Origin of the sequence: Hymenobacter convexus (assembly GCF_030580955.1) — a bacterium.
Taxonomy (GTDB): Bacteria; Bacteroidota; Bacteroidia; order Cytophagales; family Hymenobacteraceae; genus Hymenobacter.
The window spans coordinates 371201-396782 of the sequence record NZ_JAUQON010000005.1; the positions used below are offsets into that span (position 1 = coordinate 371201).

Consider the following 25582-nt stretch of genomic DNA (forward strand, 5'->3'; position numbering starts at 1 on the left):
CCGGCGGCCAGGCTACCGCCCAACCGATTAGCTTTTCCCCACGAATGGTTGCAGCACCTGCGCGATTTGGGCGGCCGGCACCACGCCCGCCTGCCGCCACACCGGCTGCCCCTGATGAAACAAAATCAGGGTAGGAATGCTCTGCACGCGGTATTGCTGGGCCACGGCCTGGTTTTTATCCACGTCGATTTTGATGACGCGCAGCTTGCCGCCGTGCTGGGCTGCCACCTGCTCCAGAATGGGGGCCATGGTTTTGCAGGGGCCGCACCAGGTGGCGAAAAAATCGACCAGAACGGGCATTCCTGGGCTGTTGATGAGTTCGGAAAAGGACTTGCGGGGCATGATGAGGAATCTGAATTAAGTGGCGAAGACGCAGAGGACTTTAAACGCAAAAAGCCCGGCAGGTGGCCGGGCTTTCGCTGATTTTTGGCTTGAGGCAATGGCGACGGAGTATCGCAACTACTGCTTAATCACCGTTACGTCGTTGCCCACTTCCGGGAAAACGAAGCGGCCGCTCACGGCTTTCACGCCTTTCACGCGGCACTCCCAAGTGTAGCGGCCGGGCGTGGCGTTGGCGGCCTCGCCGCCTTCGGTTTTGAAATAATCAGGGTCGGCCGGGTCGGTGGGGAAGAGCACGTCGATGCCCGTCTGGTTTTTCACCAGCTGCTTCACGAGGAAATAATCCTTGCCGGTTTTTTCGTTGTGCACCACAAAAGTGGCCGTGTAGGGCCCGAGCTGGCCGTATTTGTCGAGAATGCCCAGTTTGATTTGGGCGGTGGTGCTCACCATCCACGTTTGGGCGTGGGCGGCGGGGGTGGCACTCAGCAGCCACAAGGCCACCAGCGCGCCCACCGCCCGACGGGCCCGGGGCATGGCAAAAAAAGAGCGTACAGTTGTTGTCATGGGGCGAAGAAAAAAGTGGGGAAAATGCAAATGGAGGGATGGAGCTAATCGACCATAGAAATGCAAGTAAGCTCAATACAGGCCAAGTTAACGCCTTGAAAACAAATCCGCAACTTGCGGCCCGCCGCTGCTGTTCAATTCCGCAAGTACAGAATCCCCCCCGTGAATAGGTTTGTTGCAAGTAATGCCAAGACGACGCTCCTAACCCCCAGCCTGGCCCATCCCCGAAACCAGTGCCCAGCCCCGGTGCGGCCTGTGCGAGCGCACCGTGCAAAGCACCTCACGCCACCACCTGGTGCCACGCGAAGAAGGCGGTAGGTACGGCCCTACCGTCGACCTGTGCCAGCCCTGCCACAGCAGCGTCCACCGTTTCCTGAGCAACCGCGAGCTGGCCCGGCTCTATCCCACCGTGGAGGCCCTGCGCGCCGCCGAGGGCCTGCAAACCTACCTGAACTGGATTCGCAAGCAGCGCGTGGAGCGCATCACCAGCCGGCGCGGCCGGCGCTGATGCCGGCCGGCTACGGCACTGCGCAGCTGGTTTCGTTGCCCATGATGCCCACCAAATGCACCGTGCTGTTGCCGCCCGCCCCGGGCCGCACCCGAATTTGGGTGCCTATCCGGTCTTTGAGGTCGGAGACGTGGGAGATGATGCCAATCATCTTGCCCGAATGCTGCAGGCGTTCCAGTGCATCGAGGGCCGTGTTCAGGGCTTCGGGGTCGAGGGTGCCAAAGCCTTCGTCAATAAACAACGACTCGATGCGGGCCTTGTGGCCGGCCAACTCGCTCAGGCCCAGGGCCAACGCTAGGCTCACCAGGAAGCTTTCGCCGCCCGAGAGCGAGGCCATGGGGCGCACGGTGTCGGCCTGGTCGTGGTCGATGATTTGCAGCTCCAGGTTGCGGTTGGGCGTTTTGAAGATGGTGTAGCGGCCCGTGAGCTGGCGCAGGCGCAGGTTGGCCAGCCGGGCCAAGTGCGTAAGGGTGAGGCCCTGCGCAAACTGGCTGAACTTGTCGCCCCGCGCCGAGCCAATCTGCTCGCTCAGGTCTTGCCAGCGCTGCTCCTCCTGCTGGCGCAATGTCAGCTCCTGCAAGCCGGCCGACAGCAGCTGGCGGGCGTCGTCGTCCTGCTTCAGTTGGTTGCCCACGGCGCCCAGCTTCTGCTGCAAAATGTCGTCGGCCGCCGATAGGGCATTGAGTTGAGCAGTAAGCTCGGCGGCGGTGTGAGGTGTGAGGCCGGCTTCGGCATGGTGGGTGAGCTCGGCGGTGAGGTCGGTGAGGCGGCGGGCCGTGGCCGCCCGGGCGGTGAGGTGGTCCTGGCGGCGCTGCGTCAGGCGCTCGGCTTCGGCCGCGGGCAGGAGCAGGGCGCGGGCTTCGGCAGCCGTGGCAATGCCGGCGGCGGCCAGGTCGGCGGCCAGCTCTGTGTGGCGCTGGGCGTGGGTGGCGCGGTGCGTGGTCAGCTGCGCATGTAGGTCGCGCTGTCGGTTTTGCTGAATTTCCAAGGCTTTCTGCTGGTCGGCCAGCTGCGTTTGGGCGCGCTGGGCGGCATCTGCCAGGCGCTGGGTGGCCTGGCGTAGCTGTTCTGTTTCGGCGGCGGGGTCGGGGCCGGAGTAATGGGCCTGCCGGGCTGCCATTTGCTGGTCGATAGCCTGCTGCTCAGTTGTTAGCGCCTCGGCGACGGCGTTGAGTTGGGCGGCCTGCTGCGCCAGGGCTTCGGCGCGGGCTTTGTGCTGGCTGGTTTTTTCCAGCAGCATTTTGCCGAGCTCATTCAGCGCAGCCACCTGCGTCTCATAGTGGTCGGCCCGCTCCCGGAGCGTAGCCAGAATGCCATCGTAGGGCGGCTGCTTGGGCAGCTGCAACCGGTGCGGCGCCAGAAAATCGCGAATGGTGCTTTGGAAAATATCGGTCTGGTCCTGCCAATGTAGCAGTTCCTCGGCCAGCTTGGCCAGGTCGGCTTCGGTGGTTTCCTGCCGCTCCAGCAGGCGCGGAATCTCGCGTTGGGCCGCCGTGGTGGCCTCGCCTTCCTTCAGATATTGCTCGCGCAGCTTGGCCAACTGCTCGTCCAGCTCTGCCACCCGGCGCCGGGACGCCACGGCGGTGGCCTGCTCGCGGGTCGCGGTTTCCAGCAGAGCGCGCACGGCGGTGGGGTCGGTGGGTTGGGGCGGAGCGAGGGTGAGCGCGGCGGCCAGCGCCGCAGCCTGCTGCCGGGCCATATCGGCCGCAGCCAGGGCTTCGGCCCGCAGCTTCTGGCGCTGCTGCTGCTCGGTTTGGCAGCGGGCCAGGGCGGTGGCGGCGTGGCGCAGCTCTTCGTCGAGCTTGGCCAGGGCCAGTTGCTGCTGCGTCACGCGCTGCTCCTGTTCGTCGGCTTCGGCGGCAAAATCGGCGGTGAAGGCGTGTTCCAGCGCGCCGCACAGCGGGCAGGGCTGGCCCGGCTGCAGGTGCTGGCGGTGCTGGTTGAGGTCGGCCAGGGCCTGCTGGGCGCGCAGTTCGCGCCGGTAGCTTTCGAGGAGGTTTTGGCCGTCGCTCCGGCGGATTTCGAGGTGGCGGGCGGCGGTTTCGGCCTTGGTCAGGGCTGGTGTTTCCTGTTCAATCTGAGCGGCCAGCGTTTCGGCGCGAGTTAGGTGCTCGTGCGCAGCCTCGGCTTTCGGGAGCAGCTGTTGCAATGCCTGCTGGCGGGCGGTGAGGTCATCGGCGCGCTGGGCCAGCTCCGCCGCCGTAGTGCCTAGCAGCAAGGCGTCGCGCTCAATTCGACAGGGTTTGCCTTCGTCCTCAATGGCTTGTTTGCGGGTCTTAGCCTCGGCTTCGAGGGTTTGCTGGCGGCGCAGGTCGGCGGCTGTTTGCTCCTGGCTTTTGCGCAACTCGGCGCGGCGGGCGTCGCGGGCCGCTATTTCCTTTTGTGCGCCCTGCAGGTCAATGATTTCGCGGTCCAGCGCCAGCACCTGATTTTTCAGGTCGACCTCCGCGCTGTGCTCAATGAGCCAGCGGTCCAGCGTAGCATTCCGGCTTTGCAGCGATTCAATTTCCCGGGCTTCCTGGCCCAAATCATCGGCCGTTTTCTGATGCGCAAGCTGATTTTGGGCATGCGCATCACGCTTCAGCTTGAGCTGGTGGCGGGCGGCGGCGATGGCCGCATCCTGCTGCTGGGCTAGGCTGAGCAGCGGGCGCAGGCGGTCTTCCTCAGCTTGGGCCTGGGCGTGGGCTGCGGTGGCAGCAGTATGAGTGGTGACGGCCGTTTCGGCGGCCAGCGTCAGGCGAGGAAGGGCTTCCTCCAACTCGTGGAGCTGCTTTTCGTCGCTGCCGACTTCTTTTTCGGCGGCTTCGGCCAGCTCCAACGGCTTGTCGACGGCTGCGGCGCGCAGGTGGCCATCGAGCCGGGCAAACTCGGGTTGCAGGGTTTCGTCGTCGCGGCGCAGGCGCTCAGCTTCGCGGGTGGTTTCGCTGAGCTGCCGGTCAAGCTGGTCGAGAATGGTGCGCCAGGTCAGGCACACGGTCAGTTCCTGCTCTTCCTCGTGGTGTTGTTCGGCGGCCTCGTTCAGCACATCGAGCTGGCGTTCCAGTTCGGCGCGCTCTTCCTCGGTCAGCAGGCGGGTGGCGTCCAGCTTGGCGCGCAGCAGCCTGGTTTTCAGCTCCTCCTCCTTCGCTTTCTCAAAGGCCGCCACGCTCAGCCGCGAATAGATGCCCACGTTAGTCATCTTTTCGAGCAGGGCGCTGCGCTCTTTTTCGGGCGCGTGCAGGAAGCGCGCAAACTTGCCCTGGCTCAGCAGCACCGACTGTTCAAACTGCCCAAAATCCAGCCCTGACAGCTCGCCCACGCGCTTCGGCACAGCTTCTTTGCCGCTGATAACGGCCACATTAGAGGGGCTGAAAACCAGCGTCATCGCATCGGGGTTGAGGGCGCCTTTGTCTTCGCCGCGCACTTTGCGCTTCACTTCCCAGCGCGAGCGGTAGCGCACCCGGTCCACCACGCCGGTGTCGGCGTTGGTTTCGTGCACCTCAAATTCGACCTCCGAAAAAGCGTCCTTGGCGTGGCGGCTCACCATTTCGCCCACCTGGCGGTCGTGGCGCGGCACCCGGCCGTAGAGGCCCACCGAAATGGCGTCGAGCAGCGTGCTTTTGCCCGCGCCGGTGGGCCCCGTGATGGCAAACAGCCCCGTATCGGCCAGGGGCGTTTCATCGAAGCGAATCAGGAACGGACCAGGCAGCGAGTTCAGGTTAGCGAAGCGGACGCTGATAATTTTCATGCGGATAATTCTCCCAAAATACTTTCCCGAAGGTACGGCGGCCCCCGGCAGAATCGGCCTGAAAAAGGCCGCCCGGCCGGTTTGGGTTCCCTGCATCGGGCGCCCGCCGCTCTGCCCGGCCACAACTCTGCCCCGCGCCGCGCCGTTGAGCACTCCCATACCGGCAATTGCCAATCCCGGGCGGCAGGCCAACCTCGAATAAGCCGCTAAAATCAATCCAATGACTATGAATCACATCCGACGCGGAGCGGGCAAGCCCCTGCTGCTGCTGCACGGCATCGGCGGCAGCTGGCGCTCCTGGCAAACCATCATCGAAGACCTGGCCGCTGAGCGCCAAGTCATTGCCGTCGATTTGCCGGGTTTCGGCAACACGCCGCCGCTGGCCGGCCCCGTCACCATCGGCACCCTGGCCGATGCCGTAACGGCATTTTTGCGCGAACAAAACCTGCTCGGTATCGACGCCGTGGGCAGCTCCATGGGCGCCCGGCTGGTGCTGGAGCTGGCCCGGCGGGGCGGCGTGCTGGGCGCGGTGGTATCGCTCGACCCCGGCGGCTTTTGGCAGGGCTGGGAAATTCCGGTTTTCTACCACAGCGTGGCGGTTTCCACGAAGCTGGTACGGGCCCTGCAGCCCGTCATGCCCTTCCTGACCGGCAACGCCGTGACGCGCACGGCCCTGTTTGCCCAGTTTTCGGCCCACCCGTGGCAGTTGCCCGCCCACGTGGCGCTCGATGAGATGCGCAGCTTTGCGCACGCGCCTTCATTCGACGAGTTACTAGATAATCTGGCCTACGGCGAGGTGCAGCAGGGCGCGCCCGCGGGCAGCATCCACGCGCCGCTGGTCATCGGTTGGGGCCGGCAGGACCGGGTTTGCCTTACGCGCCAGGCCCCGCGAGCCCTCGAAAAATTCCCCGACGCCCGCCTCTACTGGTTCGAAAACTGCGGCCACTTTCCGCAGTGGGACCAACCCGCCGAAACCGTGCGTCTAATTCTGGCCGCCACCGCAGGCCAGAATTTCCGCGATGCGGATATTGCCCGGCAGCCAACTGGCGCTGTGATTAAAAAGCAAGTTTCAGTAGTCGCTGTGGCAGCGGGCGTGGCGGCGCTGATGCTGGGTAGCTTGTGGCTATTGGGAAGGAAGCGGGCTAGTTAAGAATCGCCAAGCACAACAAGAACGTCATGCTGAGCGCAGCCGAAGCATCTCGCATGCCATAGTAAATCAATTACTTGCGCGGGTGAGATGCTTCGGCTGCGCTCAGCATGACGTTCTTGTTGTGCTTGGCTCTCTCACAGCGACTCACCGCCCCAGGCCTGCGGGTCGGTCTCATTCAGCAGTTGTCGCAGCTCGCCGAAAGTGGCCGTGAGGGCCGCCGCCCGCTCCGGCGGCAGGCCCGCCACGCGCCGGCCAAACACCTCATCCACCGTCAACTCGTGCAGCAAGGCCAGCGGGATGGCGTTTTCGGCCAGGTCTGGCGCTTCGGTGGCGCGCTGGTGGCGGATGCCTTTCGGAGCCAGGACCTGGGCTTTTTGCAGTTGCAGCACGGCTTGCACGCGGCGCTGCACTTCGGCGGGCGTTTCGTCGGAGCGCACCAGCACATCGGCCCAGGCCACCAGCTGAAACGCCGAGTTGTCGTAGGCCAGAATGTCGGCCTCCACTTCTTCCAGCGTGCCGTGGAAGCGCTGCAGGCGCCGCGTCACGGGCACCGGCAGGCTAGTAATGACCGGCACGCCCGCGCCCTTAAACTCCAGCAGCAACACCTGCTGCTTGTCGTTGGCTTCGGTGAACGACAGCGGCACCGGCGAGCCCGAGTAGCGGATATGCGCCCGCCCGCCCACCAGCTGCGGGCGGTGCAGGTGGCCCAGCGCTACGTAGTCGAACGCCGTGGGGAAATGCTCGGCCCCAATCAGTCCCAGCCCGCCGATGTGCACGTCACGCTCGGCGCCTTCGCGGGCTTCGCCGCCGGCCGCGTAGAGGTGGCCGGTGGCCAGCACGGGCACGTCCTGCTCGCGCAGCCGCAGCACCGAATCATGGTTGGCCAGACCGGCGTAGTGGTCGGCAATGCTCTGGCGGATGCGGATTTGGCGGTCGTCGAGCGTTTCGCCGGCCACGGCCAGCCGAATGTCGCGGTCGCGCAAAAAAGGTACGGCGCACACCACCAGTCCCGGCCGGCCGTCGGCCGCGTTCAGGTGCAGAATCTGCTCGGTGGGGTCGATGGGCACGCCACCCACCACATGGATGCGCAGGCGCCGCAGCAACTGCCGCGAGGCGTTGAGCATGGTGGGGGAGTCGTGGTTGCCGCCCACCACCACGATGTCGCGGCAGCCGGTGGCCTGCATCTTCACCAAAAAGGTGTAATACAACTCCTGCGCCGTGTACGACGGCGTTTGGGTATCAAAAATGTCGCCTGCAATGACCAGTACGTCAATGGCCTGCGTTTGCACCGTCAGCAGCAGCCAGTCGAGAAAAGCCTGCTGCTCGGTGGTGCGTTCCTGCCCGGTGAGGAAATGCTGGCCAAGATGCCAATCGGCGGTGTGAAGGACGCGCATAGGGTAGAGTGAATCTCAAAGATACCCAAGACGCGAAGGAAAAGGAAGAATTGAAAAAACCAGAATATAGCTGGGGAAAGAAACTGCTAAACAGGGAAATGGAAAACAGCTATTTCAGCCCGGGCTCCAAATCGGGCCGGTATCATACTGGTACCCATTCCTTTTGACACATAAAGCCGGCAGTTGTCAAACTCATACCAACCTTTTAAAAATTTCCCACTTCCCGGGGGGAGAAAAGGGGCATAGCCCAGCAGCGTTATTTGTCCGCCGTGCGTGTGGCCCGACAAAATACAGTCAATCGGAAGGGCCTCATTGGCTGCAGCGGCAATGTGGGCGCTGTATTCGGGGCAATGGTTCAGCACCACGTGGTAGTCGCTCGGTTGAATTTTTTCTGTTGCTAAGCCAAAATTGGAATTGCCGCCAACGAAATCATCTATTCCTGTAATGGCTATTGTTTTGCCGGCAAAGGAATACTGCTTAGTCTGGTTAATTAATAATTCGCAGTTGTATTGCTTGTAAATATTGTTCAGCTGAATTAAATCAATTTTACCCCAGTACTCCCAGTTTCCCAGAATAGCTACCTTCTGAATAGACGGATTAATTAGCCTTAAGAAATCGTCAAGCAACAAGATATTGTCCGTTTTATCCAGCGCATCGCCGGTTATAGCAAGCAGGTCAGGATTTAGCTCATTAATCTTTTGAGACAGGCGAAATATTTGAGAATCGATAGTCTGAAGATGTAAATCCGAGAGCTGAACAAGCTTGATACTAGGGGCTTGCGCAGTTGCAGCCCGGAGGTGAAACTCATTGATTTCAAAGAAATGCTTCTCAATCCAAAATGCGTCCGTTGCAACTGTTCCAGCTGTGAGGGCTAAGCCATATTTGATAAAACTGCGCCGGGACTTTCCCACAGAATGAAATAGAAGATGCTGTTTTAAACAAGCAATGCCGTCAAACAAATGCAGGATTTATCTGACGGCACTGCTCGCTACTAGTTAATGACAGCTAATGCACCGCCGCTTTCTGAAACTCCGTAATGGCCTCGCCTAAATCGAGCACCTGCGCGCCGGGCAGCGCCGCCTGCACAATGCTGGCCCCGGCCGCCGAGCGGTAACCACCGGCACAATGAATCAGGACGGGCTTGTCGGTTGGGATTTCGTGGGCTCGTTCGCGCAGCTCGGGGAGCGGAATGACCAGGGCATTGTCAAAAACCGGCGTTTTGGCTTCGGCGTGGTTGCGGATGTCGACGATGGTGAAAGCTTCCGGGTGCTGACGCACGGCTTCAACATCCACGGCCGGGGCGGTTTCGGGCAGGAGCGTGGGAGCCAGCAGGGCACCTTTAATGTTGCCTTCGTAGCCAATTTTGGCGGTTTTACGCACCACCGTGTCCAGCGCAATCTGCGAGTCGGCCAGCAGGTAGAACTTCTCATTGGGGCCCACCACTGAGCCCAGCCAGGTTTCGAATTTGCCGCCGTCCTGCAGGTTGATGGCGCCGGGCAGGTGGCCGGCGCGGAATTTAGCGGCCGGGCGGGCGTCGATAACCAGCACGCCGGGCTCCAGGGCGGCGCTGCCGGGGTGCGGCACCGCCCGGATGCTGTCTTCGAAACTGGGGGCGCCCAGCTTGTTGATTTTGACATCGTGCCCGAAATACTTGGGCACAAAGGGCTGGTCTTCGAGCAGAACTTTGATAAACTCATCCTGCGACATGGGTTGCAGGGCGTAGTTGGTTTTCAGCTCCTTGGCAATGGTGGAGTCGAGGTCGGTGCTGGTGGTTTTGCCGCAAAGGCTGCCGGGGCCGTGCGCGGGGTACACCTTGGTGCTGCCGGGCAGGGTCATGAGCTTGTTGCGGGTGCTGCGGTACATCTGGGCGGCCAGCTCTTCGCGCTTGTGGCCGCCCACGGCCTCGTCTTCGCGCAGGTCGGGCCGGCCCACGTCGCCCACAAACAGCGTGTCGCCCGTGAACACAGCCCGGCTCTGGGCCATGTCGTCCATCAGCAGGATGCTGATGCTGTCGGGCGAGTGGCCGGGGGTGTTGATGGCGTGCAACTCGTAGTTGCCCAGCTTGAGGCGGTCGCCGTCGTCGAAGGTTTTGTGGGGGTACTTGGCGCCCACCAGCTGGCTGCAGTAAATGGTGGCTTCGGTTTCCTGGGCAATTTCCAGGTGCGACGACACAAAGTCGGCGTGCGGGTGCGTTTCAATCACGGCGATGATGCGCGCCTCGTGCTCGTCGGCAAAGTCGTAGTAGGGCTGGGGGTCGCGGCCCGGGTCGATGATGGCGACCTGACGGCCGCAGCGTACGGCGTAGCTGGCATGGGCCAGGCCCTTGTCGTAAAACTGCTGTATTTGCACGGCCGAGGCCGTGCTACTGGGGAGGGGAGGCATAGCGAGGGGTGGTTTTTAACCGGGTGGTTTGGCCAAATATAAGCAAGCAGCGGAAAGCATAGACAGATTTAGCTTGTCAATGTTCGGTGAACTGTGGCGCTTCAAACATCCGAAATCAGAGCCGGCATGATTTTGCGCGATTACCACTATTCTGTAAAATAATTAAATAATAAAAAGCTGTGCGGGTGCAAGCTAGTTATTGAGTGTTATTGTATTGAATCGGGGAAAACGAACTACATTTATCTGTCCTCCACTTTTTCTATATTCCGATGCTACCTAACTCTACTATGCGCAAAGGGCTGGCAATGGCGGCGTTGTCCGTGTGCCTGGCCCTGCCCGAACGAGCTCATGCCCAAAGTTGGGTAACCATGCCCAATGCGCCCAAGTATGCGGGTGATAGATTTGAAGTCACTAAAATTGTCGCCTCAGGGCCGGGCGTTCTGTGGGGTACCTATACTACCCTTGACTTTCGTATCAGGTATGGTGGGTTTTTCAAGACCTCTGACAATGGACTAACCTGGCAACGTGAGCGAGATTATTCTTTTGGTGGAACGTATGATGGCGACGTACCATGGGACTTGTCCGCCCTTGACGGCAATACGGCGTGGTCACTCACCCATCGTTGGACGAATGGTGGGCCTACACCTATAACTGCCTCGTTAAGACGAACTACAAGCGGTATCAGCAATAACCCGGCTACCCCTGGTTTCGTGACTATCGCCTCACCATTGCCCGCATTTTTTGAGAAAATACATTTTTTTGATGCCACGACGGGCGTTGCGCCGGCCTTGGGCAGCAATGGCACCACCTGGCAAATTTACCGTAGCAGCGATGCGGGCGTTACCTGGACGATGCTGCCAGCTACCCTGCCAGTCCCCCCGGGTGGGGGCACCATTGTAGCCAAAACAGCCAAAGGTTCACACCTGTGGTTCGCCCTTTCCAATGGCAGCGTGCTGCAAACGCTGGACGGTGGCCTGACCTGGGCCTATACCAGTACGGGAGTGGGTACCACCTTGCACGGGATTGCATTTCGGGATGCTCTCAATGGGTTGGCTTTCGATGCTTACCAACACCTGGCCCGCACCACCGACGGCGGCCTTACCTGGACGCCCGTCGTGAACGCGTTACCCTACGGGGTAAATAGCATGACGACGAAACCTGGCACATCGGGTACCTATGTCAGCGCCTTATTCTGGACGGGGATTGGTACAATATCTACTTCATCCGACGACGGCCTGACCTGGCAAACCCGAGTCGTTGATACTTTGCCTTATGTCGATTTAGCATTGGGCGCCGACGACCAACTTTGGTCGGCCGTTAACTTTCTGAACAATGCTCCATACAGTCCTCCATCGGGGTTTCCCGGAACAGATGTAGTGTTGCGCTATGCCGGCTCGCCATTGGCAACCCAGAGCGCCAAGGCCAGTGGTGCGCTGGCCTATCCTAATCCGACCACCGGGCGCGTTCATTTGCCCGATAGCGAAGGAAGCACCGTTAGGGTTTATGACGCGACGGGCCGGGTGCAGGCATTCACCGGCATGTCGGGTGAGCTGGATTTCTCGGCTGCCCCTACCGGGCTATACTTCATTACCATCAAGAAGCCCAGTGGGGTGGCTACGACGCAACGAATCTCGGTGATGCATTAGGCACAACGAAAACAAATGAACGCAAAAAGCCCCCACTGCTAGGTGGGGGCTTTTTTATGGTTGCAAGTGGTCAATTAGGCTTTGGCTTTTACTTTCATTTTGCCGGCCTGGCCTTTGCCGCCGTGGCCGCGGTGCTCGTCCTTCATCTGGTCGAACTTGGCGTATTGCTCGGGCGTGAGGATGGATTTGAGCTGGGCTTCGTATTTGTCGTGCGAGGCTTTCATCTCGGTGCGGCCGGCTTTGCGGTCGGCGCCGTACTTGGCTTTCAGGGCCTGGGTTTCCTGCTGGCGGGCCAGGAAAAGCTGTTCTACTTTGGCTTCCTGGTCGGCGCTGAGGCCCAGTTCTTTGGCCATTTTGCCGGCTTTGTGGTCGGCCATCTTGGCGGGGTCTTTCGGGCCGTGGGCACCTTTGCCACCGTGCATTTTTACTTTGGTAGTAGCCGTCGGGGCGGTTTGGGCGAAACTAGTGCCGGCGGTGGTGAAGGCCAGGGCCGCGAGCAACATCAGGGTCTTTTTCATGAGGATTAAGAAGAAGGAATGAAGGGTGGTTTTAGAGGGAAAGAGCAACAAGCGGCTTGCTGCGTTTGCTTGCCAGGGTATTTGCAAGCAGTATGCCAAGTGTGAGGCACCGGCTGAGCCGTCCCTTATTCATCGATAAACGGCCTTTTTTCGCAGATGAAGGCCACCGATTATTGCCTTGCCCCCAGGCCCTGGCCGTTGGCACGGCGCTCGCGCAGCTTGTCGCACTGCTCATCTTTCAACTGCTCAAACTTGGCAAACTGTTCGGGCGTGAGCACGGCCCGGATTTGGTCAATGTACTTGGCCTGGGTGGCTTTCATCTCCTGGCCCATGCCGCGCTGGCGGCCGGTGGCCTGCACTTTGTCGCGCAGGGCCAGCATGTCCTGGCGCTGGGCCAGCAGAATGGGCGTGAGCCGGGCCTGCTGGTCGGCGCTGAGGCCGAGCTCCTTGGCGAGGTACTGGGCCCGGCGGTCGGCTTGTTGGTCGGGCGATTTTTGCGGGGCCGGCGTGGCACCCGCGCTGGCTGGCGCCTGTGCCGAGGCGGCGTGGCCAACGGTGAGCAGCGTGGCGAGCAAAACGAGTATCTTTTTCATGGAGGGGCAGGGAAGTAGTAAAACACGGGCTTGGACGGCGGCCGCTTGGGCGGGTTTAAGCGCCGACGAGCCGCCGCGAAACCCCGGCCACGTTTGCGGAGCGAAGCCTCCCGGCCAACTAGAAGGACGTTTGCTGCCTATATTTCGGGCCCGCCGCTGGTGCCGTGGTTGAAATCCTGGGCAATTGGTGTCGGAACATCTTGTTTCAACCTTTTTTTATTTCACACTTCTTCCTCCTTTACACCTAACACATGGCAAGTATTTTCGCCAAAAAACCGTTGGCCGTGCTCCTGGGCGAGGCCAACTCCACCGGGCACGGCACCTTGCAGCGCACGCTGGGCGCCGGCAACCTCGTGGCCCTGGGCGTGGGCGCCATCATCGGGGCGGGCCTGTTTGTGCGCACCGCCGCCGCCGCCGCCCAAGCCTCCGGGCCGGGCGTGACGCTGGCCTTCATTGTGGCCGCCATCGGCTGCGTGTTCGCCGGCCTGTGCTACGCCGAGTTCGCGGCCATGATTCCCATTGCCGGCTCGGCCTATACCTATGCCTACACCACCATGGGCGAGTTTGTGGCCTGGGTGATTGGCTGGGCCCTGATTATGGAATACGCGCTGGGCGCGGCCACCGTGAGCATTGCCTGGAGCGAATACCTCAACAAGCTCTTGCAGGTATTCGGGACCAGTTTACCGTATAATCTCAGCCACTCGCCCTTCGAAAGCGCCGTGGTCAATGGCGTGATGGAACACGGCCTCATCAACCTGCCGGCCCTGTTCGTTATCGTGATGCTGTCGCTGCTGCTCATCAAGGGCACACAGGAATCGGCCATGTTCAACGCCATTGTGGTGGTGCTGAAGGTAGCCATCGTGCTGGTGTTCATTGCCGTGGGTTGGCAGTTCATCAACCCCGCCAACCACACGCCCTACCTGATTCCGGACAACGCCGCGCCCGTGAAAAACGCCGCCGGCGTGGTGGTGCGCGAGTACACCGCCTGGAACAAGCACGGCTGGGGCGGCGTCCTCGGCGGCGCGGCCATTGTGTTCTTCGCTTTCATCGGGTTCGATGCCGTGAGCACGGCCGCCCAGGAGGCCAAAAACCCCAAGCGCGACATGCCCATTGGCATTCTCGGCTCGCTGGCCGTGTGCACGGTGCTCTACATCCTGTTCGGCCACGTGCTGACGGGCGTGGCCAACTGGCGCGAATTCGCCGACCCGGCCCTGGGCGGCGAAGCTTCGGTGACCTACGCCATCAAGGCGCACATGCCCGGCTACGAGTGGCTCGGCACGGCCGTGACGGTGGCCATTCTGCTCGGCTTCTCGTCGGTTATCCTGGTGATGCTCATGGGCCAGAGCCGTGTGTTCTTCTCGATGGCCAAGGATGGCCTGATGCCCAAAGCCTTCTCCGACTTGCACCCGAAGTTCAACACGCCCTATAAGTCGAACCTGGCCCTGCTGGTGTTCGTGGGCGCGTTTGCGGCCTTCGTGCCCGGCTCGGTGGCCGGCGACTTGACCTCGTTTGGTACGCTGCTGGCCTTCGTGCTGGTGAGCATCGGCGTGTGGCTCATGCGCAAATCGGACCCCGACCAGCCCCGGCCGTTCCGCTCGCCGCTTTCGTCGGCCAGTTTCCCGCTGGTGCCCATTTTGGGCGCGGCCATCTGCACGCTCATGATTCTGGCCCTCGACTCGAACACGCTGAAACTGGCCCTGGGCTGGATGCTGCTCGGCTTCGTGGTGTACTTCCTCTACGGCAAGAAAAACTCCATGCTCCAGAAGGGTGTGGTGGTGGTGCCCACCGAAATGGAGGAAGAAGCCTTCATCAAGCCCGACCCGAATAACCGGTAATGGAGTCTGCTTAAAACAAAAAATCCCCGCTAGTCACCTGGCGGGGATTTTTTTATGCCTTTTTATTTCCATACTGAAAAAGAAGACGAATGGCACAAGTTGGAGACGCGAAGGGAAGCACTTAGTTGATGGGATGAACCATGGCACCCCGGCCCGGTGCTGCTTCGTACCCGTCATTCCGCGTTTCAACCAGCAAAACTAGCCAACTGCGACTGCCACGGGAGCCGCCCGGCGCAACGGCTGCCACTGCCGGTAGGTGAGGCTGCGCCACAGCCATTCCACGGGCCCGAAGCGAAAGCGCGCCAGCCACCAGCGGCAAACCATGAGCTGCGCGGCAATGATGGCGATGGCCAGCGGCCAAAGCAGGGTGGGGCCCACGTGGCCCATCCAGCCCAGCCCGATGCCGTAGAAAAGAAAAACGCCTATCAGGCTCTGGGTAAGGTAGCAGGTGAGGGCCATGCGGCCCATTGGGGCCAAATGGCGCAGCACGCCCCGGGCCGGTCCCAGCCAGGCCAGCGCAAAAAGCGCCGCAAACGCCAGGGCCAGGGGGCCCACCCCCAGCGCATAGAGCGCGGCGTGGGCCAGCCCCAGGGCCTCGCCATTGTCGTAGGCACTGCCGGCATTGAGGTAGGCGCTGAGCAGGTTGGCGGGGAGGCCCAGGGCGAGGCCCCACACGGCCACGCGCCGCAGCAGCGGCAGGTGAGCCGCCGGACTGCGGAAAATCTGGTGCCGACCCACCCAAAGTCCTAACAGGAACATGGCCAGTACCTTGCAAATCCGCCATTGAAAGAGCAAGCCGCCAAACCGGAAGAAAACCAGCCCCTGCAGAACGCGCAGGTATGTGCCCCAGTTTTTGGTGGCTACGGCCTGGTAAAAGGTGGTCATCTTCATTGAAGTGGCGAGGGCACCGCCAACAGCGTAAAACGGCAAGCCGGGCGTGAGCGGCACGGGGGCCTTCCAGCCACCGCCCAGCCAGAAAACAGCCCAGAGTGGCACCGGCAGTAGCAGCAACACCACGACCCAGCGCAGCAGGGCCCGGTCGGAAATATTGCGTAGCCGCACCAGCAGCAGGCCGACCAGGGCGTAAAAGGCCAGAATGTCGCCGTTCCAGACCAGCAGCAGGTGCACCAGCCCAATTGCCAGCAGCACCCACAGGCGCCGCCGGTAGGTGCGCAGCTTGGTATCGCCGCGGGCCTGTGCGCGTTGGAGCTGCACTGCGAAGCCGATGCCAAACAGTAAGGAAAACAGGGAGTAAAACTTGCCGTCAACCAAGGCTCGAATGAGGAAAGCGGCGGTAGGGTCGGTGGCCGCGGTGGCCAGGCTGGCCGGCGCCGACGCACCGGTTTCGCCCCAGAGGGAAAAAGAGGTGAACAAATTGGCCAGGCACACGCCGAAAAGGGCGAACCCGCGCAGGGCGTCCAAAAGGTCGGAACGGTCTGACTCTTCCAGTGGCGCGGCGGCTGATGGAGTAACGGTGTTATTCATTCAAAAAGAAAAAAGCAAGGCGATTAACAATCTGTAATATTAGTAAATAATACAGATTGTTTTGACTTTTAACGACTTGTTTTTTCTTTGTTAAACACTCTGGTCAGGTAGGTGCTCGCACACAACCGCTGCTGAATGAGCGTGCTCCAGCCGTGATGGGACCCTGTGAAGTGTTTAGGTAGCCGATTTTACCTCACTTTTTAGCTTGAGCACCCGGTCGCCGTTTTCCTGCACGATGACGAGGGCCGGGTCGTCGGCCGAGCCGTTGCGATGGATTTCGGCGCCCTTGATGGTGCGGGCAATGGGTTCTTTGTGGACGGACTCAATTTTGCCGGTGGCCGTGCCGGTGCCGTATTTCCAGGTGACTTTGGTGCCTTTGCGCATGGTAAGGAGGGAGGAAGGATGGATAAGAACGGTGGGCGGAACCCGCGTCAGGTAATTATTACTTGCATTTTGCCTGAACCGTTGTCAGCCAGGGTATAAATATCAAGCGCTATTGAGCAAATATGAGTTGGGGACATTCGCAAAAGTTCGTGCGCTGGGCTGGAATCGTGCGTAGGAATTTGCCTATGGCTGAACTGCTCCTGAATCTTCTATTACGCACGGTCCATTTTGCTGCGCAGCCCAATGAAAGCGGTTCAGTTGCCCTGATGTAGCATTCCGTGGCGTTATTTGCGCCCCTCGAGTCTTTTATTGGTTTTTTGAGACTCGTCCATGGCTTTCTAGCTGACTCTCTTTGATGCCCCACGGTACCCTACTGCTCATCGACGATGAAACCGTGCTGCGCCAGGCCGTGGCCCGCACCCTGGAGCTGGAAGGCTACACCGTGCTGCAAGCCCCCGACGCTCACCGCGCTTTGGAAACGCTGCGCGACCACGCCGAAGAGGTGCTGGTGGTGCTCTCCGACGTGAAGCTGCCCGACGGCCGGGGCCTCGACCTGCTGCCCCGCTACAAAGCCCTCGCGCCGCTGGCCGAAGTGGTGCTGATGACGGCCTACGGCACCATTGCCGATGGCGTGCGGGCCATGAAGCTCGGCGCGTTCGACTATTTGACCAAGGGCGATGCCGACGAGCAGATTGTGGTGGTGGTGGACCGGGCGGCCGAAAAAGCCCGCCTGCAACGCCGCGTCGCCAGCCTGGAAAAACGCGTGGGCGCGCAGTACAGCTTCGATTCTATGATTGGCCAGTCGCCGACGCTGGAGCAGGCCAAACAGACCGCGCGGCAAGTGGCGCTGACCGAGGCCACCGTGCTGCTGGAAGGCCCCACCGGCGCGGGCAAGGAGCTTTTCGCCCAGGCCATTCACCACGCCAGCCCGCGCAGCAGCAAGCCGTTTGTGGCCCTGAACTGCAGCGCCTTCCCGAAGGAGCTACTGGAATCGGAACTGTTTGGCTACCGCAAGGGCGCCTTCACCGGGGCCGACAGGGACAAGAGAGGCTTGTTTGAAGAAGCCAATGGGGGCACGCTGTTTCTGGATGAAATCGGAGAGCTGGAAACGGTGGCGCAAGCCAAGCTGCTGCGCGCGCTCGAAACGCAGGAATTCACCAAGCTGGGCGATTCCAAACCGACGCGTGTAAACGTGCGCGTGGTGGCCGCCACCAACCGGGCCCTGCGCCAGCAAGTGGACGCCGGCCATTTCCGGGCCGATTTGTACTACCGCCTCTCCGTGGTGGTCATTGCCGTGCCGTCGCTGCACGAGCGGCGCACGGATGTGCCCGCCCTGGCCCGGTTTTTTGCCCAGCACTTTGCCGCCAAGCTGCGCCGGCAGCCGCTGGAGCTTACGCCCGAAGCCTTGAAGGCCCTGGAAGCCTATTCCTGGCCGGGCAATGTCCGCGAGCTCAAGAACGTGCTGGAGCGCGCCTCCATCCTCACCCCGGCCGATGAACCACTCACCGTGGCGGGCCTGCCCATCGAAGTGCAGCTGGCCGTGATGCCCGAATCTCCGGCTGAGGCATCCGACGATTGGCGGACGCTGCGCAACGTGGAAAAACAGCACGTGCAGCGCATTTTGCACGAAACAGGTGGTAATAAAGCCGAAGCCGCCCGGGTGCTGGGCGTGGCCCACACCACGCTCTACCGCAAAATTCAGGAATACGGGCTGTAATATTCCAAACGGTATTGTCCTAACGGCATACCGCGTGCGGGGGCAAGTCGCCGTTAAACTGACCGTTGCTCATCCACAGCGCAAAGGCATCGGCGGACAGCCGCCCGGCCATGAATTCGCGCATACTATAGCCGCGCCATTCCAGGCAGCGACGCAGAAAATCGGGCTCGGCGTGGCTGGCCCCGAAGCCGCGGGCTGATACCTCTGCTTGTCGGGTCACGGGCAGCTCTGCCATCCAATCATAGAAATCGGTAGCGGTCAGGGTGAAGGAGCCGGCTTGCGCATAGTAAGCTTTGGCGGCGTTCGTGATTTCGGTGAGCAGGTCGGGCATAAAACGGGAGGCTATTGGGGCGGTGAGCAAGCCACAGCCGAGCCAACGCGGTGCCAGGCCTTCCAAAGCCTGTTTTCAGGCATCTAAACAGGTTTTAGCTAGTTTTCCCCCTTCCACATTGCAAGTCCTGCCCTAGCAAAATGCCAGGCCCTCAACCCATCGGTTCCACTGGCCAACCGCTCGGTGCAGCACTAACCGGTTGGCGGCGCCTCGACGGCAGCACCTACGGCAACCAGCTCGCCCGCCCGCTCATGCCCGTGGGCCTGTATCAGGCCTACACCCGCCTACACTACGCCCCGCTGCCCTAAGCCGGAGCGAGGGTAGCGTTTCGCACGGACACCCGTAGCAAAACGCTACGGCACAAGCCCTCACCCAGTGGCATTCAGGAGGTGAATAAAAATTTATATCCTCTGTTTGTCAAGCTTTTACAGCAAAAATCTGGCGCTTGGCCCAGGTTGGGGCCAGTCCTTGCCAGCGGGTATTGGACATCATTTCACGCCTCTTATGAACTCGCTCATTTTCATTCCGGTGCTCTACGTTGCCGGCCTCGGCTGCTTCTGGCTTTTCTATAAGTCGGTTGACTTTTTCGATAACATTTAATCCCCAGCTGCCATGATGTTCGCCCTGCTGCTGCTCGCCATTGCCACGTTCGGCTATCTCTGCTACGTGCTGCTCAGACCCGAGAAATTTTAATAAAGCGTCATGTAGAGCGCAGCGAAGCATCTCGCATGCTTCACCTAATCAGATTGAATTACTTCCCCAAGCGAGATGCTTCGCTGCGCTCTGCATGACGCGCTACTGCAACCCCTAAAACCCATGAACAAAGACCTCCTCGGCATCCTCGTCGTCTTCGGCAGCACCATGCTGCTGGCGCTGCCGCTGGGCCGCTACCTGGCCACGATTTACCGCGGCGACAAAAGCTGGACCGATTTTCTGGCGCCGCTGGAGCGGCTGCTGTTTCGCGTCGGTGGCATCGATGCCAATCGGGGCATGGCCTGGCAGCAGCACCTGGTGGCGCTGCTCACCATCAACCTGGCCTGGTTTATCTGGGCCATGCTGGTGTTTTGCTTTCAAGGCAGCCTGCCACTTAATCCCGACAGCAACCCCTCGATGACGCCCGACCAGGCGTTTAACACGGCCATTGCCTTCCTGGTGAACTGCAACCTGCAGCACTATTCGGGCGAGTCGGGCGCGACGTACTTCTCGCAGCTGCTCGCCATCACCTTCCTGCAATTCGTGACGGCCGCCACCGGCATGGCCGCCGCTGTGGTCGTCTTCAACGCCCTGAAAGAGGGCACCACCGAGAAGCTGGGCAACTTCTACAACTACTTTGTAAAGAGCATTACCCGCGTGCTGCTGCCCATTGCCACGGCGGTGGCGCTGGTGCTGGTGTTCCAGGGCACGCCCATGAACTGGGCCGGCAAAGCCCCCATCATGACCGTGCAGGGCGATTCCGTGAACGTGAGCCGCGGCCCGGCCGCCGCCATGATTGCCATCAAGGAGCTGGGCACCAACGGGGGCGGCTTCTTCGGAGCCAACTCGGCCCACCCGCTCGAAAACCCCACCTATCTCACCAATGCCGTCGAGAACTTCGCCCTGGTGCTCATTCCGCTGGCCATGGTGTTTGCTTTCGGCTACTATCTCAAGCGGCCGAAGCTGTCCTACATGGTGATGGGCGTGATGACGGTGGGCTTCCTGATGCTGCTGGCACCCACCGTGTACTATGAGATGCACGGCAACCCCGCCATCGCCCACATGGGAGCCGACCAGCGCCTGGGCGCCATGGAAGGCAAGGAAGTGCGCATCGGCGCAGCGGCCTCGGCCTACTGGGGCATCACCAACACCGTCATCAGCTGCGGCTCGGTGAACTCTATGCACGACTCCCACATGCCCGTTTCGGGCATGGCCGAGCTGCTGGGCATGATGACCAACGCCTTTTACGGCGGCGTGGGCGTGGGCTTTCTCAACTTCTTCGTCTTTGTCATCATCGCCGTGTTCATCTCGGGCCTGATGGTGGGCCGCACCCCGGAACTGCTGGGCAAGAAGATTGAGGCGCGAGAGATGAAAATTGCCATCATCGTGGCCCTGCTGCACCCGCTGCTCATCCTGGCCGGCACCGCGATGTCGGCGCATATCTACGCTGGCAACCCCACCGAATACGCCGGCTGGCTGGCCAACCCCGGCTACCACGGCTTCTCGGAAATGCTCTACGAATTCACTTCCTCGGCCGCCAACAACGGCTCCGGCTTCGAGGGCTTGGGCGACAACACGCCGTGGTGGAACATCTCGACGGGCATCGTGATGATACTGGCCCGCTACCTGCCCATCATCGGCCCGGTGGCCATCGCCGGCCTGCTGGCTCGCAAGAAATTCATCCCCGAAAGTGCCGGCACCCTGCGCATTGATACCGCCACGTTCGGCGTGATGGTCTTCTTCGTGATTTGGATTATCGCCGCGCTGGCCTTTTTCCCGGCCCTGGCGTTGGGGCCGCTGGCCGAGCATTTCACGCTGTACTAGCACTAAAATCTGTCATGCTGACGAAGGAAGCATCTTATCACGGCTGCTTTCGTCGCATCAAGTAACTCCAGTAGTGAGGGCGTGATAAGGTCCTTCGCTGCGCTCAGGATGACATTTCCCATGGCAACCCAATCCCCCTCTTTATTTCAACCCGCGCTGGTCCGCGAAGCCGTCGGCCAGGCCTTCGTGAAGCTCGACCCGCGCACCATGTTCCGCAACCCGGTGATGTTCACCGTGGAAATCGGCACGGTGGTCATGTTCTTCGTCACCCTCGGCCTGCTGTTTCGGCCCGATGCGGCGCAGGGCAGCTTCGGCTACAACCTGACGGTGTTCATCGTGCTGTTTTTGACATTGCTCTTCGCCAATTTCGCTGAGGCCATTGCCGAAGCACGCGGCAAAGCGCAGGCCGATTCGCTCCGCAAAACCCGCCAGGACACGCCCGCCAACGTGCGCCTCGACAACGGCAAAATGATGGCCGTGAGCTCGGCCCAGCTGCAAAAAGGCCAGATTTTCGTAGTCGAAGCCGGGGAAATTATCCCCACCGACGGCGAGATTATCGAGGGCCTCGCCACCATTGATGAGTCGGCCATTACCGGCGAATCAGCCCCCGTGATACGGGAGGCGGGCGGCGATAAATCCAGCGTCACGGGCGGCACGAAGGTGCTGAGCGACCGCATTGTGGTGCAGGTGACGACGGCGCCCGGCGAGTCGTTTCTGGATAAGATGATTGCGCTGGTGGAGGGCGCCTCGCGGCAGAAAACACCGAATGAAATTGCCCTCACCATCCTGCTGGCCGGGTTTACGCTGGTGTTCGTGATTGTGTGCGTGACCCTGCAGCCATTCGCCGAATACTCGAAAACGCCCATTGCGGTGGCCTCGTTTATCGCCCTGTTTGTGTGTCTGATTCCGACCACGATTGGCGGGCTGCTCTCGGCCATCGGCATCGCCGGCATGGACCGCGCCCTGCGCGCCAACGTCATCACCAAAAGCGGCAAGGCCGTCGAGACTGCCGGCGACATCGACGTTTTGCTGCTCGATAAGACTGGTACCATCACCATTGGCAACCGCAAAGCCACGCATTTCTGGCCCGCGCCGGGCGTGGCGATGACGCAGTTCGTGGAATTCGCCACCTTAAGTTCGCTAACCGATGAAACTCCCGAAGGCAAAAGCATTGTGGAGCTGGCCCGCGACAACAAGGTGGACCCCACGTCGCTGCAGCGCCGACTCGATGGCGCCGAGCTTATCAAATTTACCGCCGAGACCCGCTCGTCGGGCGTGACGCTGGGCGACGGCACCCGCATCCGCAAAGGCGCCTCTGATGCCATTCGGACCCTGAGCAACGCGGCCGGCAACGATTTCCCGCAGGCCACCGCCGACCAGGTGGTGACCATTGCCAGCAACGGCGGCACCCCGCTGGTGCTGAGCGAAAACGACCGGGTGCTGGGCGTGGTGGAATTGCAGGACATCATCAAGCCCGGCATCCAGGAGCGATTTGAGCGGCTGCGGAAGATGGGCATCAAAACCGTGATGGTGACCGGCGACAACCCGCTCACCGCCCGCTTCATCGCCGAAAAAGCCGGTGTGGACGACTTCATCGCTGAGGCCAAGCCAGAGGACAAGATGCAGTACATCCGCACCGAGCAGCAGCAGGGCAAGCTGGTGGCCATGATGGGCGATGGCACCAACGACGCCCCCGCCCTGGCCCAGGCCGACGTGGGCGTGGCCATGAACTCGGGTACCCAAGCCGCCAAGGAAGCCGGCAACATGGTCGACCTTGACAACGACCCCACCAAGCTCATCGAAGTGGTCGAAATCGGCAAGCAGCTGCTCATGACGCGCGGCACGCTCACCACGTTCTCGATTGCGAATGACGTGGCCAAGTACTTCGCCATCGTGCCGGCGCTGTTCATGGTGGCCATTCCGGCCCTGGGCGCGCTCAACATCATGGGCCTGAAGTCGCCGCAGTCGGCCATTCTCTCGGCCGTGATTTTTAACGCCCTAATCATCCCGGCGCTGGTGCCGCTGGCCTTGAAGGGCGTGGCTTATACGCCGATTGGGGCCTCGGCTTTGCTCCGCCGGAACCTGCTGATTTATGGCTTGGGTGGGGTGGTGGTGCCGTTTATCGGCATTAAGATTATTGACCTGATTGTCGGGGCGTTTCTGTAATCATATCTGTCATCCTGAACGCAGCGAAGGACCTTATCACGCTTGCGCATCTTTCCTTATCAGCCAAATCAATTACACCCTGCTTGTGCAGTCGGGATAAGGTCCTTCGCTGCGCTCAGGATGACAAAAACCAAGTTCCCATGAAATCCCAACTCTTTTCCGTCCTGCGTTTCACCCTGGCCCTGATGGTGCTGTGCTGCGGGTTATATCCCGCCCTGGTGTGGGCCGTGGCCCAACTGGCGCCCGGCCAGGGCGAAGGCGTCCAAATCAGCCGCAACGGCCGCGTGGTGGGCTTCGCCAACGTGGGCCAGAAGTTCGACAAGCCCGCGTATTTCAACTCGCGCCCTTCGGCGGCCGATTATCATGCCGACGCCAGCTCTGGCTCCAATAAGGGACCCAGCAACCCCGAATACCTGGCCGTGGTGAAAGCTCGCCTCGACACTTTTCTGCTGCAAAACCCCGGCGTGAAAGCGGCCGACGTGCCCGCTGAGCTCATTACCGCCAGCGGCTCGGGGCTCGACCCGCACCTCTCGCCGGCCGGCGCCCTGGTGCAGGTGCCCCGCGTGGCCCGCGTCCGCAAGCTCGATGCGGCCCGCGTGCAGGCGCTGGTGCAGCAACAGATTGAAACCAACCTCATCGGCCCCGACCGGGTGAATGTGCTGAAACTGAACCTGGCGCTGGATGCGCTGGCCGCCCGCTAAGCTTTCTACTGCATTTCCTATTTCAAAAGTCCTCCCCGTGCTGCCCCAGCAGCCGGTGGAGGCACTATTTCCCACCCCATCTCCGATGAAAAACATTTCCCGCCGCGCCCTGCCTGCTACCTTGCTGACAGCCGCGCTGGCCACTGCCACCCTCCCCGCCGCGCTGGCTCAGACCACCGAAACGGCCACCGCCCAAAACCCGGCCACCAAGGCCGATACCACCGCTGCTTCAACTGCTAAAGTCCCCTTCGACGGCATGGATTTGAGCTGGGTGAACGGCCAGAACCGCCAGCAGAATTTCCCGCTCCAGTTCCAGGACAAGGACGGCGAAACCGTACTCACGGCCACCACTTTTCTGGATGGCTACTACAACTACAACTTCGCCCGGCCGCTCGACCATACCCAGACGATTTCGGCCGTGACGGGCCGCGCCAACGAGTTTTCGCTGGCCCTGGCCAGCATCGGCATCGAGTCGAACTACAAGAATATTATCGGCCGGCTGTGGCTGCAAACCGGCTCGATGCTAAATGTGGTACAGGAAACCGACGGCTCGGTGCTACGTGGGCGCAACACGGGCACTACCATCGGGGCCAATGGCGTGAACAACGGCACGGGCATTACCGGCAACAACCTGAAGTACATCCGCGAGGCGGCGGCCGGCTACCACTTCAACGTGGCCTACGGCCTGAACGTAGAGTTGGGCATTTTCATGAGCTACATCGGCCTGGAAAGCTACGTGACGCAGGAAAACTGGAGCTATCAACGCTCGTTGGTGTGCGACTTCACGCCCTTCTATTTCCAGGGCGCACGGGCGCAGTTTTACCCCAGCAAGAAGTTCAAGACCGAGCTGTGGCTGATGAACGGCTGGCAGACCTACAATACATTCAACAAGCGCCCGTCCATCGGCAATTCCAACTACTTCCGGCCCAACGAGAACCTGCAGCTGGTGGCCAACTTCTACTACGGCAACGACTCGCGCCCCGGCACCGACTCGGCGGCCATCGGCCGGGCGGCCTACCCCAACGTCAACCGCTTCCACCACGACAACTCCATCGTGGCGCGCTACTATCACAAGGACAAGGCAAAAGCCCTGCGCGGCATCACCCAGGCCGCGTTTAGCCTGAACACGCACTACGGCTTCCAGAGCGGCACCGATGCGGCCGGCAACGAGGTGAAGGCCCGCGACAACTTCATGTTCGGAAGCTCCTTTGCCAACCGCCTGTGGTTTGCCAAGAATAAAATGGCCCTCACCACCCGCGTGGGCTTCGTGAAAAACCCCTCGCGCTACCTCAGCTTCAACCCCTCGGTGGTGGGCTTCACCGATGCGGACGCCAGCAAGCTTACCGCCAAGGAAGCCACGCTAACCCTGGACCTGATGCCCTCCGACTACGTGACCCTCCGCGTGGAATACCTGCACCGCTCGGCCAACGTGCCCTATTTCGCCGGGCCCGGCGGCACCACCTCGCCCAGCGGCTACGCCGACCAGCCCCTGCCCGCCAACTGGCAGCCCGACCTGCGCGACTACGAGAACCGCCTCATCTTCGCGGTTAATTTCCGGCTCTAACGCCCATTCTTCACGCCGAAAACGGCCGGCTTACGCAGCCGGCCGTTTTCCCTTTTTTTTC

22 protein-coding genes are annotated in these 25582 nt (G+C 61.2%); 11 read left to right on the forward strand and 11 right to left on the reverse strand.

All coding sequences use genetic code 11. The features are described 5' to 3' along the window. Window positions 1–27: 27 nt before the first annotated feature. Window positions 28–342 carry a thioredoxin gene (gene trxA / locus Q4S41_RS13300; RefSeq protein ID WP_305031611.1) on the reverse strand — a complete coding sequence of 105 codons (315 nt, stop codon included), beginning with the start codon at window positions 340–342 and terminating at the stop codon, window positions 28–30. Window positions 343–459: 117 nt separating this feature from the next. Continuing rightward, window positions 460–903, reverse strand: coding sequence for a hypothetical protein (locus Q4S41_RS13305; RefSeq protein ID WP_305031612.1), 444 nt, complete (start codon window positions 901–903; stop codon window positions 460–462). Between the two features lie 268 nt (window positions 904–1171). Between Q4S41_RS13305 and Q4S41_RS13310 the strand changes: the two genes are divergently transcribed. Next, the gene (locus Q4S41_RS13310) at window positions 1172–1411 is read left to right on the forward strand and encodes an HNH endonuclease (RefSeq protein WP_305031613.1); all 240 of its coding nucleotides are present in this window, start codon (window positions 1172–1174) and stop codon (window positions 1409–1411) included. Window positions 1412–1421: 10 nt separating this feature from the next. Here Q4S41_RS13310 and Q4S41_RS13315 read toward each other — a convergent pair whose 3' ends face one another. Beyond that, window positions 1422–5138, reverse strand: a complete 3717-nt coding sequence (locus tag Q4S41_RS13315; RefSeq protein ID WP_305031614.1) for an AAA family ATPase — start codon at window positions 5136–5138, stop codon at window positions 1422–1424. Between the two features lie 226 nt (window positions 5139–5364). Here Q4S41_RS13315 and Q4S41_RS13320 point away from each other — a divergent pair, with 226 nt between their 5' ends. After that, on the forward strand, window positions 5365–6288 hold the full coding sequence (locus tag Q4S41_RS13320; RefSeq protein WP_305031615.1) for an alpha/beta fold hydrolase: 924 nt from the start codon (window positions 5365–5367) through the stop codon (window positions 6286–6288). A 134-nt stretch (window positions 6289–6422) separates the two neighbouring features. Here the strand turns inward: Q4S41_RS13320 and sbcD are convergent, their stop codons facing one another. The 3 genes from sbcD to Q4S41_RS13335 all read right to left on the reverse strand — a co-directional run bounded on the left by sbcD (window position 6423) and on the right by Q4S41_RS13335 (window position 10064). Then, a complete protein-coding gene (sbcD, locus tag Q4S41_RS13325) occupies window positions 6423–7682 on the reverse strand; it encodes an exonuclease subunit SbcD (RefSeq protein ID WP_305031616.1) in 1260 nt (419 codons plus the stop codon). An 86-nt stretch (window positions 7683–7768) separates the two neighbouring features. Then, window positions 7769–8641 carry a metallophosphoesterase gene (locus Q4S41_RS13330; RefSeq protein WP_305031617.1) on the reverse strand — a complete coding sequence of 291 codons (873 nt, stop codon included), beginning with the start codon at window positions 8639–8641 and terminating at the stop codon, window positions 7769–7771. A gap of 46 nt (window positions 8642–8687) precedes the next feature. After that, a complete protein-coding gene (locus tag Q4S41_RS13335) occupies window positions 8688–10064 on the reverse strand; it encodes an MBL fold metallo-hydrolase (RefSeq protein WP_305031618.1) in 1377 nt (458 codons plus the stop codon). Between the two features lie 710 nt (window positions 10065–10774). Between Q4S41_RS13335 and Q4S41_RS13340 the strand changes: the two genes are divergently transcribed. Further along, window positions 10775–11710: a T9SS type A sorting domain-containing protein gene (locus Q4S41_RS13340; protein ID WP_305031619.1), complete on the forward strand. Its 936-nt coding sequence runs from the start codon at window positions 10775–10777 to the stop codon at window positions 11708–11710. Window positions 11711–11784: 74 nt separating this feature from the next. Here the strand turns inward: Q4S41_RS13340 and Q4S41_RS13345 are convergent, their stop codons facing one another. Then, a complete protein-coding gene (locus tag Q4S41_RS13345; protein ID WP_305031620.1) occupies window positions 11785–12228 on the reverse strand; it encodes a hypothetical protein in 444 nt (147 codons plus the stop codon). Between the two features lie 170 nt (window positions 12229–12398). Continuing rightward, on the reverse strand, window positions 12399–12821 hold the full coding sequence (locus Q4S41_RS13350) for a hypothetical protein (protein ID WP_305031621.1): 423 nt from the start codon (window positions 12819–12821) through the stop codon (window positions 12399–12401). A 251-nt stretch (window positions 12822–13072) separates the two neighbouring features. Here Q4S41_RS13350 and Q4S41_RS13355 point away from each other — a divergent pair, with 251 nt between their 5' ends. Next, window positions 13073–14656: an amino acid permease gene (locus Q4S41_RS13355; protein WP_305031622.1), complete on the forward strand. Its 1584-nt coding sequence runs from the start codon at window positions 13073–13075 to the stop codon at window positions 14654–14656. 198 nt (window positions 14657–14854) lie between these two features. On the opposite strand, the gene Q4S41_RS13360 is transcribed toward Q4S41_RS13355, so the two are convergent. Continuing rightward, window positions 14855–16141 carry a DUF418 domain-containing protein gene (locus Q4S41_RS13360; RefSeq protein ID WP_305031623.1) on the reverse strand — a complete coding sequence of 429 codons (1287 nt, stop codon included), beginning with the start codon at window positions 16139–16141 and terminating at the stop codon, window positions 14855–14857. Between the two features lie 174 nt (window positions 16142–16315). Continuing rightward, a complete protein-coding gene (locus Q4S41_RS13365) occupies window positions 16316–16525 on the reverse strand; it encodes a hypervirulence associated TUDOR domain-containing protein (protein ID WP_305031624.1) in 210 nt (69 codons plus the stop codon). Window positions 16526–16880: 355 nt separating this feature from the next. Between Q4S41_RS13365 and Q4S41_RS13370 the strand changes: the two genes are divergently transcribed. Next, window positions 16881–18242, forward strand: a complete 1362-nt coding sequence (locus tag Q4S41_RS13370) for a sigma-54-dependent transcriptional regulator (RefSeq protein ID WP_305031625.1) — start codon at window positions 16881–16883, stop codon at window positions 18240–18242. Window positions 18243–18261: 19 nt separating this feature from the next. Here the strand turns inward: Q4S41_RS13370 and Q4S41_RS13375 are convergent, their stop codons facing one another. Further along, window positions 18262–18573 (reverse strand): hypothetical protein, encoded by a 312-nt coding sequence (locus Q4S41_RS13375; protein WP_305031626.1) that lies wholly within the window; start codon window positions 18571–18573, stop codon window positions 18262–18264. 140 nt (window positions 18574–18713) lie between these two features. Here Q4S41_RS13375 and Q4S41_RS13380 point away from each other — a divergent pair, with 140 nt between their 5' ends. The 6 genes from Q4S41_RS13380 (at window position 18714) to Q4S41_RS13400 (ending at window position 25521) form a co-directional block, all read left to right on the forward strand. Next, window positions 18714–18881: a hypothetical protein gene (locus Q4S41_RS13380; protein WP_305031627.1), complete on the forward strand. Its 168-nt coding sequence runs from the start codon at window positions 18714–18716 to the stop codon at window positions 18879–18881. A gap of 307 nt (window positions 18882–19188) precedes the next feature. Beyond that, complete coding sequence (kdpF, locus tag Q4S41_RS24590) at window positions 19189–19266, forward strand: K(+)-transporting ATPase subunit F (RefSeq protein ID WP_369811300.1); 78 nt, start codon at window positions 19189–19191, stop codon at window positions 19264–19266. 123 nt (window positions 19267–19389) lie between these two features. Continuing rightward, window positions 19390–21090, forward strand: a complete 1701-nt coding sequence (kdpA, locus tag Q4S41_RS13385; RefSeq protein WP_305031628.1) for a potassium-transporting ATPase subunit KdpA — start codon at window positions 19390–19392, stop codon at window positions 21088–21090. Between the two features lie 120 nt (window positions 21091–21210). After that, window positions 21211–23256, forward strand: coding sequence for a potassium-transporting ATPase subunit KdpB (gene kdpB / locus Q4S41_RS13390; RefSeq protein ID WP_305031629.1), 2046 nt, complete (start codon window positions 21211–21213; stop codon window positions 23254–23256). Between the two features lie 140 nt (window positions 23257–23396). Continuing rightward, a complete protein-coding gene (gene kdpC / locus Q4S41_RS13395) occupies window positions 23397–23957 on the forward strand; it encodes a potassium-transporting ATPase subunit KdpC (RefSeq protein WP_305031630.1) in 561 nt (186 codons plus the stop codon). An 85-nt stretch (window positions 23958–24042) separates the two neighbouring features. Further along, on the forward strand, window positions 24043–25521 hold the full coding sequence (locus Q4S41_RS13400) for an outer membrane beta-barrel protein (RefSeq protein ID WP_305031631.1): 1479 nt from the start codon (window positions 24043–24045) through the stop codon (window positions 25519–25521). Window positions 25522–25582: the final 61 nt, after the last annotated feature.

Excerpts from the sequence above, each read along its gene's own strand:
- Q4S41_RS13380 (WP_305031627.1), top strand. The coding sequence starts at position 18,714 with ATGCCAGGCCCTCAACCCATCGGTTCCACTGGCCAACCGCTCGGTGCA.
- kdpF (WP_369811300.1), top strand. The coding sequence starts at position 19,189 with ATGTTCGCCCTGCTGCTGCTCGCCATTGCCACGTTCGGCTATCTCTGC.
- Q4S41_RS13305 (WP_305031612.1), bottom strand. The coding sequence starts at position 903 with ATGACAACAACTGTACGCTCTTTTTTTGCCATGCCCCGGGCCCGTCGG.
- Q4S41_RS13400 (WP_305031631.1), top strand. The coding sequence starts at position 24,043 with ATGAAAAACATTTCCCGCCGCGCCCTGCCTGCTACCTTGCTGACAGCC.
- Q4S41_RS13355 (WP_305031622.1), top strand. The coding sequence starts at position 13,073 with ATGGCAAGTATTTTCGCCAAAAAACCGTTGGCCGTGCTCCTGGGCGAG.
- Q4S41_RS13350 (WP_305031621.1), bottom strand. The coding sequence starts at position 12,821 with ATGAAAAAGATACTCGTTTTGCTCGCCACGCTGCTCACCGTTGGCCAC.
- Q4S41_RS13370 (WP_305031625.1), top strand. The coding sequence starts at position 16,881 with ATGCCCCACGGTACCCTACTGCTCATCGACGATGAAACCGTGCTGCGC.
- Q4S41_RS13335 (WP_305031618.1), bottom strand. The coding sequence starts at position 10,064 with ATGCCTCCCCTCCCCAGTAGCACGGCCTCGGCCGTGCAAATACAGCAG.
- sbcD (WP_305031616.1), bottom strand. The coding sequence starts at position 7,682 with ATGCGCGTCCTTCACACCGCCGATTGGCATCTTGGCCAGCATTTCCTC.
- Q4S41_RS13365 (WP_305031624.1), bottom strand. The coding sequence starts at position 16,525 with ATGCGCAAAGGCACCAAAGTCACCTGGAAATACGGCACCGGCACGGCC.
- trxA (WP_305031611.1), bottom strand. The coding sequence starts at position 342 with ATGCCCCGCAAGTCCTTTTCCGAACTCATCAACAGCCCAGGAATGCCC.
- Q4S41_RS13315 (WP_305031614.1), bottom strand. The coding sequence starts at position 5,138 with ATGAAAATTATCAGCGTCCGCTTCGCTAACCTGAACTCGCTGCCTGGT.
- Q4S41_RS13320 (WP_305031615.1), top strand. The coding sequence starts at position 5,365 with ATGAATCACATCCGACGCGGAGCGGGCAAGCCCCTGCTGCTGCTGCAC.
- kdpC (WP_305031630.1), top strand. The coding sequence starts at position 23,397 with ATGAAATCCCAACTCTTTTCCGTCCTGCGTTTCACCCTGGCCCTGATG.
- Q4S41_RS13375 (WP_305031626.1), bottom strand. The coding sequence starts at position 18,573 with ATGCCCGACCTGCTCACCGAAATCACGAACGCCGCCAAAGCTTACTAT.
- Q4S41_RS13360 (WP_305031623.1), bottom strand. The coding sequence starts at position 16,141 with ATGAATAACACCGTTACTCCATCAGCCGCCGCGCCACTGGAAGAGTCA.
- Q4S41_RS13345 (WP_305031620.1), bottom strand. The coding sequence starts at position 12,228 with ATGAAAAAGACCCTGATGTTGCTCGCGGCCCTGGCCTTCACCACCGCC.
- kdpA (WP_305031628.1), top strand. The coding sequence starts at position 19,390 with ATGAACAAAGACCTCCTCGGCATCCTCGTCGTCTTCGGCAGCACCATG.
- kdpB (WP_305031629.1), top strand. The coding sequence starts at position 21,211 with ATGGCAACCCAATCCCCCTCTTTATTTCAACCCGCGCTGGTCCGCGAA.